This is a genomic window from Mucilaginibacter aurantiaciroseus, from assembly GCF_024055595.1.
Classification (GTDB): Bacteria; Bacteroidota; Bacteroidia; order Sphingobacteriales; family Sphingobacteriaceae; genus Mucilaginibacter; species Mucilaginibacter aurantiaciroseus.
The window spans coordinates 437,400-449,469 of the sequence record NZ_JAMXOF010000001.1 but is presented as its reverse complement, the minus strand read 5'-3'; the positions used below and the strand labels follow the sequence as shown (position 1 = coordinate 449,469).

Below are 12,070 nucleotides of genomic sequence, written 5' to 3'. Positions count from 1 at the left end.
ATAATTTTCTGTATAATGGTTTTACATCAGCAACACCATCCAGGCCTCTTCTACCCTGCCTTCATCCAGTAACTGTTTAGCTTTTAAATGCAGTTGCAGATCGCGGGTTTGGCTGTCCCCAATGGTGGCATCAAATATCTCTTTCAATTCGTCGCTTTGCGAATAGGCTTCAATCGCATCATCAGTTGGTAAAGCAACCACATTACCCAGTTGCCCCAGGTTATTGCCTGTAAGCACTTTGGAGTTGCGGATGGCATACGGAACAGCATCTACCCCAATACCTATAGCAGACACGGGCTTTGCTACCTTAAACAAACTATCGGCGGTAACGCGGCAATACCAGTCGCCGCCAAGCCGGGCCACCTGGTCGGTTTTATGCTGATCTATAGAACCGTCGGCATTTAAAATATCTTCATTAATGTGGATCACCTTTACCTCCGCAATCACCAAATTACCGGCTCCCGGCGTATCACCCAGGCTGATAACCTCTCTCACTACACACTCCAATTGGATCTTAGATTCGGCCACGCGAGGTGGTTTCACCATGGTGGATGGCAGTTCGGTTAAGCCGGCTTTAATAAATTCGTTCACGCCGGCCGGATATTCCACGCTGGAAAGTGACATCTGCTGCACCATATCGTAATTAACGATATTGATGACACACTCGGGCACCTCTTTAATATTCTCCAGCGTATGCTTGGTGGTATTGTCCCTTACCCTGCGGCTCGGCGAGAAAACGCAAATCGGCGGGTTAACGCTGAACACGTTAAAAAAACTAAACGGACTTAAGTTTACATTACCATCCTTATCCACCGTTGAGGCCAGGCAAATAGGCCTCGGAGCCACCGCGTGGTTTAGGTATGACTGGATTTGTACGGGGGTGAGGTCGGCAGTGTTTAGTGATAACATTGTATAATAAAAAACCATGTCATTGCGAACGATAGCGTGGCAATCTCAGAGGACATGCGGATATGCTGAGATTGCCACGTCGCTACGCTCCTCGTAATGACACGGTGGTTGTAGACGGTCTTTTTTATTTCTTATTTCTTCAACCCTAAAATTGAAAACTCATCATTACTCTTTTTAATGATATTACCCAATACGCCAAGGCCGGTTATCTCCATTTCAACCAAATCGTTTGGTTGCAGCCATTGGGTTTGGTAATTGGCGTCATTCAATAATCCCGTACCATTCAGTTCCAGGAAACAGCCAGTGCCTACCGTACCCGAGCCTATCACGTCTCCTGGCAACACATCACATCCATAGGCGCAACGTTCTATGATCTCGGCGAAGGTCCAATCCATATCGGCCATGTTGCCGCTGCTTACTTCTACACCGTTTACATGGCATTTCATCACTAAATTATAGGTAACGCCGGTGTGGCCTTCTTTAGGGCTGGTTTTGTATTGCTCCAACTCATCGGGCGTAACCAACCACGGGCCTATCACGGTCGAAAAATCTTTGCCTTTTGCCGGGCCAAGGTTTAGCAGCATTTCTTCCATTTGCAGGGTGCGGGCGCTCATGTCGTTCATTATCATATATCCGGCTATGTAGCTGTCGGCCTCTGCCGCGCGGATATTGCGGCCTTTTTTATTGAGCACAACGGCTACTTCCAGTTCAAAATCGAGCTTCCGGAAATGGTCGGGCATACACTCGATCTCGCCGGGGCCTTGTATGGCGTTATGGTTGGTAAAGTAAAATATCGGGTACTGGTCAAACTCGGCTATCATATCCACCTTGCGGTTGCGGCGGGCAGCGGCAACGTGCTGGCGAAAGGCGTATCCATCGCGGCAGGATGTTGGATGCGGCACAGGTGCCGTCAGTTCATAAAACAATTCTTCCTTAGCCTCTAACTTGCCGCTTTTGATGGCCCCGTTCACCCGTTTAGCGTGCTCCATTAACTCATCGCCACCCCATAAAAATTCGTTCATGTTATCGGGTATCAGTTTATCGCACGAGTTTAGGTTATAGATATGGCCATTGATATAAATGCCCAAATGCTCCCGGTCTTCGGTTTTGTAGGATACTAATTTCATAAGGTATAATTGGTTTATTGGAAATCAAAAGTAGTAAAATAGTTGATTGAAATTATTTGTAGAGACGCGAAGTATTGTGTCTCTTTTTAGGAATAGTAACAATTTGCACATTTAGAGACGCGAAGTATCGCGCCACTACGACGTATTTTAACTCATCACCAATTAACCAATCACCACTCATCAATATTATGCTTGCATATTAAATTCCTATACCGTAATTTTGGTAACAATGATGAGTATTAAAAAACAGTTTTACTTTTCCCTCGGGCTTACTTCTATGAGTAACTCGTCTTCTTTCAGGGATGCTGTGCTCTCCAAGATCGCTTTGGCGCAATTCTAATTTTCTTGTTGAAAAGTTTTAAGGTTTAAAAAATGGAATGCTATTCCGACGAGCCTCTTTAAAACTATCCTGCCTTGCAAACGTTTAATTATAAATGATTTTAATACCGTAAGTTTTTCTTTTTCAAAACTTTACAACCTTAAAACATTCCAACTTTTAAACCAAAAAATCATGCCTATTTACCACACGTTAGGGTCTATCCCTCATAAGCGGCATACGCAATTCCGTAAGCCCGATGGCACTTTATACGCCGAAGAACTGGTATCAACCGAAGGTTTTTCGAGCCTGTATTCGCTGGTTTACCATGCGTATCCACCAACTATTGTAAAAGAGCTGGGCGAGCCTTATTCTGTTGAGCCGAAAATTGCCCGCGAAAAGCACCTGAAACATACCAGCCTCATCGGTTTTAACATACAGCCCGAAGACGATTACCTGAAAAGCCGAAAACCGGTTTTGGTAAACGCCGACCTGCATATTTCGCTTGCTGCCCCGCGCAAAAGCATGACCGACTATTTTTACAAGAACAGCCAGGCCGACGAGGTGATCTTCATCCACGTTGGCTCGGGTACTTTAAAAACGGGTTTCGGTAAGATAAAATTTGAATACGGCGATTACCTGGTTATCCCACGTGGCACCATTTACCAACTGGAATTTAATGATGAGAATAACCGCCTGTTTATTGTAGAAAGCTTTAGTCCGATACGTTCGCCAAAGCGTTACCGAAACGAGTACGGCCAATTGATGGAGCATTCGCCTTACTGCGAACGCGATATTAAACGCCCTACCAACCTGGAAACCATCGACCAAAAAGGCGATTTTAAGATCCTGATCAAAAAGCAGGGGCTTATCTATCCATATACCTACGGCACCCACCCTTTCGATTTTATTGGCTGGGATGGCTTCCATTACCCCTGGGCATTTTCCATTCACGATTTTGAGCCGATAACCGGCCGCGTACATCAACCGCCACCCGTACACCAAACTTTCGAGGGCCACAACTTCGTGATCTGCTCATTTGTTCCGAGGAAGTTCGACTATCACCCGCTATCTATCCCTGCGCCTTACAACCACAGCAATGTGGACAGCGATGAGGTACTATACTATGTGGATGGCGATTTTATGAGCCGCAAAAGCGTGGTTAAAGGGCAAATAACCCTGCACCCCGGCGGCATCCCGCATGGCCCTGCGCCGGGTTCGGTCGAGAAATCAATCGGTAAGGAATTTACAGATGAACTGGCCGTGATGATAGACCCTTTCCGCCCGCTGATGCTAACCGAAGATGCCGTGAATATAGAGGACGAAAGCTATTATAAAAGCTGGGTTATTTAAGGTGAAAGGTAAAAGGCTTTAAAAAATCACTAATTCGCTATTTCACTAAATCAATAATTAAAATAAGAAATGGAAACGTTTACATTAGATACAAAACCAACCACAACAGATTTTTTGCCGCTTAACGGTACGGATTATGTTGAATTTTATGTGGGCAACGCCAAGCAGGCAGCCCATTATTACAAAACCGCTTTTGGGTTCCAGGATCTGGCATACTCGGGTCCTGAAACCGGCGTGCGCGACCGTGCGTCATACGTTTTACAACAAGGCAAAATCCGTTTGGTATTAACCACGCCGCTACATTCAGACCACCCGATTGCAGAGCATATTAAAAAACATGGCGACGGTGTAAAGGTATTAGCCCTTTGGGTTGATGATGCTTACGATGCTTTTGAGCAAACCACCAAACGCGGCGCCGAGCCTTATCAGCAGCCCCAAACCAGTACAGATGAGTTTGGTGAAGTGCGTACCAGCGGTATCAAATTGTATGGCGAAACCGTTCACCTGTTCATCGAACGTAAAAATTACAGCGGGCCATTTTTGCCGGGGTATAAAGCGCATCAAACTGCATATCAGCCACCTGTTGCAGGTTTGTTATATGTAGACCATTGCGTAGGTAACGTGGGCTGGCATAAAATGGATACATGGGTCAATTTTTATGAAGATATTATGGGCTTCCGTAACATTCTTACGTTTGATGATAAAATGATCTCTACAGAGTATTCGGCCCTGATGAGTAAGGTAATGAGCAACGGGAACGGTTATGTAAAGTTCCCGATAAACGAACCTGCCGAAGGTAAAAAGAAAAGCCAGATCGAAGAATACCTTGAGTTTTACGAAGGCGAAGGTGTACAGCATTTGGCTTTAGCCACTGCTGATATTGTTAAAACCGTTACCGACCTGCAAAGCCGCGGCGTGGAATTTTTAACCGTACCAACATCCTACTATCGCGAACTAACAGCGCGTGTGGGTCATATTGATGAGGACCTTGGGCCATTAGAAAAACTGGGCATCCTGGTAGACCGTGATGACGAGGGCTATCTGCTGCAGATCTTCACCAAACCGGTGGAAGACAGGCCTACCCTGTTTTTCGAGATCATACAGCGTAAGGGTGCAAAATCATTTGGCGCGGGTAACTTTAAAGCTTTATTTGAAGCTATTGAGCGTGAACAGGAATTGAGAGGAAACTTATAAAGCCCCCTCTAATCTCTCCCGGTAAAGGAGACTTTTTAATATTTGGGTGAGGCTAAGCCGGGTGAAATCACCCGGCTTTTTTATTTACATTTAATAAAAAACTATCTTACCTTAGTTTAAACGTTTTAGCAATAAACGAGTTTTATACGCTTTTCATGAAAACCAATATTTCCGATCCTAAGTTTAAACCTTTCGCTCTCATTATTAGCCTTTCAATAACCCTTGCTATCGGCGTAGTTGCGGCTATGTCTACACGCCCCGAAATTGCAAACTGGTACGTTACTTTAAAAAAGCCCGATTTTACGCCGCCTAACTGGCTTTTCCCGGTGGCATGGACAACGCTTTATATCCTCATTGGCATTGCTGCCTACCTGGTTTGGCAGCTACGCGATGGTTCGCGCACGTATAAAACCGCTTTAACTATCTATATTATTCAACTGATGCTAAATTTTTCATGGCCGATAGTGTTCTTTGGGATGCACGATATTTTAAGCGGATTGGTGATTATTATAGCATTGCTGGTAACCATTATTCTTAACATATCGTGGTTTGGCAGGTTTAGCAGGGCCGCCGCCTGGTTACTGGCACCCTATTTATTATGGGTTGGTTACGCCATGCTATTAAACCTGAGTATTTTTGTGATCAACAAATAATAAAAACGCTATTTTTATTGCACGTTTACCGTGTTCCTAAAAATGAAAAGATTATTGCTTACCTGCGTCCTTGCTATCACCACCGCCTTTTGTTTTGCGGATACCGTTTCCATTAATCACTTTGTTGTAAAAGAGAACCCGTTTGCTAAAGATGAGGTTGCTATTGTCGCGGTAGATACCGCGGGCACCATCCAGGAAAAGGTAAACGGACTATTCACCTTCAGCGTGAATGGCTTTAGCGAGCAGCTGACTTTTGATAAAGGCACCGCATTTTACAGGCATAAAATGGAAAAATCGATGTTTGTGTTTGCCCGCCACGAAAACGACAGCGGAACACATTCTATGCTGTATTACGTTTATAGGCACGATAGTAAGCTGAGCCCAGTTAAAATAAGCTGGATAGTATTGATAGCGATTCCTTTAGGATTGATTTTATTAGGCTATTTGTTTAAGCGCCTTATTATTATCGCCGCCATTATCTTTTGCATATTCCTGTACTTTAACCACAGCAACGGGCTAAGCATTCCAACCTTTTTCCAGAGTGTAATTGATGGGTTAAAGGGGGTATTTTCTTAGCAGAGATTAAAGGGAAATGCTTTATTAACTTATATTTTTTAAGTTTCAACCTAATCTTTAATCACCATTTTTTAATCACTAAAGCGAAGCGCTTAAAACGGCAACCCTATACCAAAGTTCAGCTGCATAAAGCTATAACCATCACCAACAATTTTGCCGTTTGTGTCAACACCTGTTTTGTTGTTCCTTAGATAGGATTCTTTAAAACTTCCGTTTCGAAAAACTTCGTTAAAGTGTTTGATAAATACCCATTGATCAGACCCGTTAAACTGAGGGTCTTTAAACTTAAAGGCCGCATCCAGGCGGAAGATGAAGAAGGCCAGATCGAACCTTAAACCCGTACCAATACCAATTGCAGTAGAGTTCCAAAGATTGTTGAACCTAAACTCCCCATTGGGGTTTTCTACCTGTTTATGCAGGCGCCAAACGTTACCGGCATCTACAAAAAATGCTCCTTTAAGCTTAGTTCCAAAAAAATTGTCGGCAAGTTTAAAGCGATACTCGGCGTTAGCCACAATCTTTATCTCTCCAAATTGATCAAGATATTTTAGGCGGGCACGCGCGGTATCGGCACCGCCGCTAACGCCATAGCTTTCACGGTTAAACTGGCCGGGGCCTAAAGTACGTGGCAACCAGGCACGGATATCGTTTGCACCACCGGTGTAAAAATTCTTCTCGAACACTAACTGCCTGCTATTTCCGTAAGGTATACCTATCCCGGGGTTAAAACGAAAGATGAATTGTTTTTCGCCACCCAAACTGCGGTACCAGCGGTAATCTATCTCGGTTTTTACATATTGCGTAAAGGCATAACCAAATACGGTACGCTGCCCAAGGGAATCTCTTGGTGTGTTTGCAGCATTACTTAACAGGCTAAGTATATTACCGCCGATCTCTACCCCCCCGCGGAAATAGATAAAGTTTTTATAAGAGTTTAATTCCTGCGCGTTGTACTGGAAGGTGTACTGGCTGCTTGTAGTAAACGTGGTGCGCCCTATCAGGTACACGTATGAAAACCGGTTCTGCTTCAGCAACTCGGCTTTGGCAATAGGGTCGATAGTACCGCTGGAGAACTCAATACTTAGCGGTGTTACTGAATGTTGCTTGCGGGCGGTCTCAAAAAAGTCGTAAGTGATGGAGTTGATAAAGCTTCGGCGCTCAACCAGTCCTTTTTGGTAAAACAGCTGAAAATTGGTAGAAAATGTAGTATGTGGAATGCCAAATTTCGCCAAATTTGGGAACCGGAACGGCAATAAAAGCCTCGGGTAGATCAAATTCACGCCTGCCCTAAAATCCTGGTTTTGGATGCCCTGGTTAACCGATGAGTTTCCATTATCAAATAAAATACTCCAGTTTAATTTTACCTGCAAAATAGCAGCCTGCTTAAATATGTTACGGTTGGTAAAGGTGTTGCCCAGGTTATATCCAAAACGCCCCTGGTTAAACAAAAACTCGGCCTCTAAACGGTCTGTCATTTGTTTTAAGGGTACAATATCGATCTTAGAATTTAAACGGTTGGTACTATCCGGCAGTTTCTCATACGTGGGGTTGGGCACATTACGGAACACATTTAACTCAGACAGGCGGGCGGTGGTCAGTGTTTGCTTATCAAGATTGTAGATCTCCCCTTTTTTTTGAAAGGTGTAATCAATAACCGTACGGGGTTTAAACCTGCCCGAGTAATCAACAAACCTAAACTGCGAATCTACCTGGATGGTATCGGCTTTACCCGTCATGCGGCCATTACTGCGGGCAATGGTAATTAAGGTGTTGTTGATAGTATAAATAGGGTGCTCCTTTTTATCTGCCGGGTTATCGATGATCATTACCAGGTCTACCACGCTTTTTTTGTAGCTCGAATCGGGCGTATAGCTGATGTACTGGCGATAAAAATCATAGTAACCGTTCCGCTTCATCACCTGGTAAAACTGGTCGCGGTCGTAAGCCAAACTATCGGTATCATACCGGCTGCCTGTGTTCACATGCGAATATTGTTTACGGGTATCGCGGTAAAGCTGCCTCACCTTAGCATCGTAAATACTATCTTTAGAATTGCGGATCTTAAACAGCGGGCCTTGTGTAGCGGTAAAGTACAGCTGGGCTTTACTCTTTTTTACCACAATGGAATCGGCCACTTTGGCCTTCAAATAGCCTTTGTTAACTAAATACTTTTGAATCTGGAGGCGCGAAAACTCAACAAGATTACTATCCAGCAAGGCGGGTGCCTCGCCTATTTTACGTTTGCCTTTGTTGCTAAACAGGTAATAAAACTGCAGGTTAAGCCAGTTATTGGGTTGCTGCTCTTTATCAACGTAGTTAATGGCAGCTTCAGAAAATTCTTTATCAATACCTTTAATAGTAACTTTACGCACAATGACCTGGTTATCTTTTAGCCCGCGTGTAACACTACAGCCGGCGCCTATAATAACCATCAAAATACTTAATATTGCAAGACGGAAATTTCCGGGTATATGATATGCTTTCAAAATCACAGATAAGTTTACTAACGTCCTTACAACATAAAAAGTTTCGCACGGAACATGGTTTATTTATGGTGGAGGGTTATAAATCGATAACCGAATTTATTGATTCTGATTACCAGGTCCACACCATATATCATACGCCTGATACGGCCCCAAAATTGCTTAAATTATCCCAAAAAATAAACTTTCAGGAGATTTCTTTAATCGACCTGCAAAAAATAAGCGCCCTAAAAAATCCTGCCGATGCAATTGCCACGGTTAATATACCGCAATGGGGCGGTTTAAACTACACAACGCTAAAAAATAAGTTTAGTTTGGTATTAGATGGCTTGCAAGATCCGGGTAACATGGGTACCATCATCCGCACGGCCGATTGGTTCGGCATCAGCAATATAATCTGTTCGGAAGATACGGTTGACGCCTACAACCCCAAGGTTGTGCAGGCTACCATGGGCTCATTGGCACGCGTAAACGTTAGTTATACTAATTTAGCGGGCCTCATTTCGGCCGCGAAGCTGCCTGTTTTTGGAACTTTATTAAATGGCGATAATATTTATTCCACAAATTTTGGCACCGAAGGTTTACTGGTGATGGGCAACGAAGGTAACGGAATTAGGCCTGATATACAGGCATTAGTGAATAAAGCCATCACTATTCCGCGTATTGGCAAGGCCGAATCGTTGAACGTGGCGATAGCTACAGCCATATGCTGTTCACAACTTGCTGCAAAATCGTTTAAATAAAAATTGATTGACAACAAATAATTACTATTTTTGCAATCCTTAAAATTGGTCGGGTGGCCGAGTGGCTAGGCAGAGGTCTGCAAAACCTCCTACAGCGGTTCGAATCCGCTCCCGACCTCAAGGTTAAAAACATTTAAAATAAAAAGTCATGGGCGTTACTCGTTTAAAAAGAAAAGATAGAAGGAACAAAACTACTTCACGTTTAGAAGTTCAGTTTTTGAAATTAGCTACTAACATTGAGTTAGGTGATCGTTCTGCACAAAAAAAAGGCAACCAAATTGATAAAAACAACGCGGTTTTGGCCAAAGCTGCTGCAAGCAACTAATTCTTTCTTTTTTAAGAAATTAAAAAGGCGTACCAACAACCGGTACGCCTTTTTTGTGCTTATGTAATTCGCTTTACAACAGCTTCCCAACCGGGAAATTCTCCTTATTATAGATCTCTTTCCAATAATCGCGCACAATTTTTAGCCCCGGTACGCTGTGCGACTCCTTAACCAGTTCCAAAAAATCGGCCTTGGCCTGTCCTTTAGCTAAACGGCCTAAAATGGCATCGTTGTAAGATGCAACAACCAATTCAAACACGTGGAATTTAGTTTCCTCGTCCAGGTCAACACTTTTGTAATACTTAATAAACTCGGCCACCCTCGTCGGGTCCGAATTTACAATTCCCCAATCCTGCATATCGCCCGGGTCAAATTCAATTTTCAAGGCTTTACAAACCTTCTTTAACGATTCTTCTGCGCTCATTACTTCTTATTCAATATTTCCTTATTTATTCTTCCAATTAAAGCCGGCCCTTCGTAAATAAAGCCGGTATATAGCTGCACTAATAATGCACCTGCGGCAATTTTATCCATTGCATCCTCAGCAGAGTGGATTCCCCCCACCCCAATGATGGGGAACGAACCACTTGATCTCTTATACAGATACCTGATAACTTCAGTTGAGCGCTTGGTTAAGGGCACGCCACTTAACCCGCCTGTTTCGCCTTTATGCCTGGATGTTAAACCCTCGCGGCTAATGGTGGTGTTAGTAGCTATAATGCCCGCTATGCCGGTTTGTTTTACAATATCTGCAATATCATCTAACTGCTCGTTACTGAGGTCTGGCGCTATCTTTAATAAAATAGGCCTGCTTATACCATTCTTACTATTGCGTTGCTGCAGCGTGTTTAAAATATGCATCAGCGGCCCCTTTTCCTGCAACTCGCGCAAGCCGGGGGTATTTGGCGAACTTACATTCACCACAAAATAATCTACCACATCAAAAAGCCTGTCGAAGCACTTGATGTAATCGCTTACGGCATCCTCGTTAGGTGTTACTTTATTTTTACCGATGTTACCTCCTACAATTAATGCTTGCTGCCCCGGTTTAAGGTTTTTGCGATAAGCAGCAATGCGTTCGGCAGCTACATCAACACCATGGTTATTAAACCCCATACGGTTTATCAGCGCCTCATCCTCGGGCAGGCGAAACATACGAGGCTTATCGTTACCGGCTTGCGGCAATGGCGTAACCGTGCCAACCTCCACAAAACCGAAACCCAAGTTGCCCATTTCGCTGATCAGCTCGGCATTTTTATCAAAACCTGCCGCAAGGCCTACGGGGTTTTTAAATTTTAGGCCAAAAACTTCACGTTCCAATCGCATATCATCACTACCCCAAAGGGCTTTGCTTAACGCTGCGCCACCCGGGAAACGGCTAAAACGCCTGAGGTTTCGCGTTACAAAATAATGCACATTCTCGGGATCGAACCAAAACAGCAGGGGCTTAAGCAATTGATACATGCCGCAAATTTACCGATTTTAACAAAAAGGTTTAACATAGTTTAAAATATTGTATTTTAACAGCACCAATTAACCGTTATTAAGACGGATATTTAAACATGTCAAATGAAAAACAACGATCAAAACTCCCGTCGGAGTTTTATAAAAAACACCGCTTTGGGCACTGCCGCTGCTATTAGCATCCCTCAAATTGTATCTGCTTCTGCAAAAAGCTTTGGCAGCAAAAGGGTGCGGCTAAACAATAACGATGTGATACTTTTCCAGGGCGACTCGATTACCGACTGGGGGCGCGACCATAATAAAACCATAGCGAACGACAATAGTTCGCTGGGTAACAGTTACGTTTTGCTTACCGCTGCCGAATTATTGGAAAAACACGCGGCCAAAAACTTACAGATCTACAATAAGGGCGTGAGCGGCAACAAAGTATTTCAACTTGCCGACAGGTGGGATGCCGATACCCTTGCCCTAAAACCAACCGTATTAAGCATCCACATTGGCGTGAACGATTTTTGGCATACGCTTGGCGGCGGCTATACCGGCACTATCGAAACTTACATTACCGATTACCGGAAACTCATCGACCGTACCAAAGCTGCACTCCCGGGTATCAAACTCATTATTGGCGAACCGTTTGCCATGATAGGTACCAAGTCTGTAGATGCCCGCTGGTACCCAACGTTTGACTTGTTTTGCAAGGCCGCGCGCGACATCGCATCGCAATACGACGCCCCTTTTATACCTTACCAAACCATATTTAACAACGCTTTAAAACAAGCCCCCGCCACCTACTGGACGCTTGATGGCGTGCACCCAAGCCTTGCCGGTGCAAAACTAATGGCACAGGGATGGATGGAAACGGTAAAGGGTTAGTGATTAGCTGGTTGGTGATCAGCGATTTGTAATTGGCATAATAACGTCACAAAC

Annotated in this window: 12 protein-coding genes and 1 tRNA gene; 8 read left to right on the top strand and 5 right to left on the bottom strand. The window is 44.0% G+C overall.

From position 1 onward, the window contains the following. Window positions 1-21 precede the first annotated feature (21 nt). Together NAF17_RS02050 and NAF17_RS02045 are read right to left on the bottom strand one after the other, a co-directional pair. Window positions 22-909, bottom strand: a complete 888-nt coding sequence (locus NAF17_RS02050) for a flavin reductase family protein (protein ID WP_252756314.1) — start codon at window positions 907-909, stop codon at window positions 22-24. A 131-nt stretch (window positions 910-1,040) separates the two neighbouring features. After that, window positions 1,041-2,036 carry a fumarylacetoacetate hydrolase family protein gene (locus tag NAF17_RS02045; RefSeq protein ID WP_252756313.1) on the bottom strand — a complete coding sequence of 332 codons (996 nt, stop codon included), beginning with the start codon at window positions 2,034-2,036 and terminating at the stop codon, window positions 1,041-1,043. Window positions 2,037-2,547: 511 nt separating this feature from the next. On the opposite strand from NAF17_RS02045, the gene NAF17_RS02040 reads away from it, so the two are divergent. From NAF17_RS02040 to NAF17_RS02025, 4 genes are all read left to right on the top strand, one after another. Next, a complete protein-coding gene (locus NAF17_RS02040; RefSeq protein ID WP_252756312.1) occupies window positions 2,548-3,705 on the top strand; it encodes a homogentisate 1,2-dioxygenase in 1,158 nt (385 codons plus the stop codon). 69 nt (window positions 3,706-3,774) lie between these two features. Further along, window positions 3,775-4,899 carry a 4-hydroxyphenylpyruvate dioxygenase gene (gene hppD, locus NAF17_RS02035; protein WP_252756311.1) on the top strand — a complete coding sequence of 375 codons (1,125 nt, stop codon included), beginning with the start codon at window positions 3,775-3,777 and terminating at the stop codon, window positions 4,897-4,899. A gap of 155 nt (window positions 4,900-5,054) precedes the next feature. Continuing rightward, window positions 5,055-5,552: a TspO/MBR family protein gene (locus NAF17_RS02030; protein ID WP_252756310.1), complete on the top strand. Its 498-nt coding sequence runs from the start codon at window positions 5,055-5,057 to the stop codon at window positions 5,550-5,552. Window positions 5,553-5,594: 42 nt separating this feature from the next. Next, window positions 5,595-6,128 carry a hypothetical protein gene (locus tag NAF17_RS02025; RefSeq protein ID WP_252756309.1) on the top strand — a complete coding sequence of 178 codons (534 nt, stop codon included), beginning with the start codon at window positions 5,595-5,597 and terminating at the stop codon, window positions 6,126-6,128. A 92-nt stretch (window positions 6,129-6,220) separates the two neighbouring features. On the opposite strand, the gene tamL is transcribed toward NAF17_RS02025, so the two are convergent. Then, window positions 6,221-8,560 carry a translocation and assembly module lipoprotein TamL gene (tamL, locus tag NAF17_RS02020; protein WP_252756308.1) on the bottom strand — a complete coding sequence of 780 codons (2,340 nt, stop codon included), beginning with the start codon at window positions 8,558-8,560 and terminating at the stop codon, window positions 6,221-6,223. A gap of 44 nt (window positions 8,561-8,604) precedes the next feature. Between tamL and NAF17_RS02015 the strand changes: the two genes are divergently transcribed. From NAF17_RS02015 to NAF17_RS02005, 3 genes are all read left to right on the top strand, one after another. Then, on the top strand, window positions 8,605-9,354 hold the full coding sequence (locus NAF17_RS02015) for a TrmH family RNA methyltransferase (RefSeq protein WP_252756307.1): 750 nt from the start codon (window positions 8,605-8,607) through the stop codon (window positions 9,352-9,354). Between the two features lie 47 nt (window positions 9,355-9,401). Then, a tRNA-Cys gene (locus NAF17_RS02010) sits at window positions 9,402-9,472 on the top strand. A 30-nt stretch (window positions 9,473-9,502) separates the two neighbouring features. Next, on the top strand, window positions 9,503-9,679 hold the full coding sequence (locus NAF17_RS02005; protein ID WP_252756306.1) for a spore protein: 177 nt from the start codon (window positions 9,503-9,505) through the stop codon (window positions 9,677-9,679). Between the two features lie 73 nt (window positions 9,680-9,752). Here the strand turns inward: NAF17_RS02005 and NAF17_RS02000 are convergent, their stop codons facing one another. Further along, a complete protein-coding gene (locus tag NAF17_RS02000) occupies window positions 9,753-10,103 on the bottom strand; it encodes a hypothetical protein (RefSeq protein WP_252756305.1) in 351 nt (116 codons plus the stop codon). Then, entirely contained in the window at window positions 10,103-11,143 is a 1,041-nt protein-coding gene (locus tag NAF17_RS01995) for a quinone-dependent dihydroorotate dehydrogenase (protein ID WP_252756304.1), read from the bottom strand. The genes NAF17_RS02000 and NAF17_RS01995 overlap by 1 nt, the downstream gene beginning before the upstream one ends. A 105-nt stretch (window positions 11,144-11,248) precedes the next feature. On the opposite strand from NAF17_RS01995, the gene NAF17_RS01990 reads away from it, so the two are divergent. Next, window positions 11,249-12,016 (top strand): SGNH/GDSL hydrolase family protein, encoded by a 768-nt coding sequence (locus NAF17_RS01990; RefSeq protein WP_252756303.1) that lies wholly within the window; start codon window positions 11,249-11,251, stop codon window positions 12,014-12,016. Window positions 12,017-12,070 lie beyond the last annotated feature (54 nt).

What these genes read in the sequence shown, in the direction of transcription:
- NAF17_RS02050 (WP_252756314.1), bottom strand. Translation starts at nt 909, where the DNA reads ATGTTATCACTAAACACTGCCGACCTCACCCCCGTACAAATCCAGTCA.
- NAF17_RS02045 (WP_252756313.1), bottom strand. Translation starts at nt 2,036, where the DNA reads ATGAAATTAGTATCCTACAAAACCGAAGACCGGGAGCATTTGGGCATT.
- NAF17_RS02040 (WP_252756312.1), top strand. Translation starts at nt 2,548, where the DNA reads ATGCCTATTTACCACACGTTAGGGTCTATCCCTCATAAGCGGCATACG.
- hppD (WP_252756311.1), top strand. Translation starts at nt 3,775, where the DNA reads ATGGAAACGTTTACATTAGATACAAAACCAACCACAACAGATTTTTTG.
- NAF17_RS02030 (WP_252756310.1), top strand. Translation starts at nt 5,055, where the DNA reads ATGAAAACCAATATTTCCGATCCTAAGTTTAAACCTTTCGCTCTCATT.
- NAF17_RS02025 (WP_252756309.1), top strand. Translation starts at nt 5,595, where the DNA reads ATGAAAAGATTATTGCTTACCTGCGTCCTTGCTATCACCACCGCCTTT.
- tamL (WP_252756308.1), bottom strand. Translation starts at nt 8,560, where the DNA reads ATGGTTATTATAGGCGCCGGCTGTAGTGTTACACGCGGGCTAAAAGAT.
- NAF17_RS02015 (WP_252756307.1), top strand. Translation starts at nt 8,605, where the DNA reads ATGCTTTCAAAATCACAGATAAGTTTACTAACGTCCTTACAACATAAA.
- NAF17_RS02005 (WP_252756306.1), top strand. Translation starts at nt 9,503, where the DNA reads ATGGGCGTTACTCGTTTAAAAAGAAAAGATAGAAGGAACAAAACTACT.
- NAF17_RS02000 (WP_252756305.1), bottom strand. Translation starts at nt 10,103, where the DNA reads ATGAGCGCAGAAGAATCGTTAAAGAAGGTTTGTAAAGCCTTGAAAATT.
- NAF17_RS01995 (WP_252756304.1), bottom strand. Translation starts at nt 11,143, where the DNA reads ATGTATCAATTGCTTAAGCCCCTGCTGTTTTGGTTCGATCCCGAGAAT.
- NAF17_RS01990 (WP_252756303.1), top strand. Translation starts at nt 11,249, where the DNA reads ATGAAAAACAACGATCAAAACTCCCGTCGGAGTTTTATAAAAAACACC.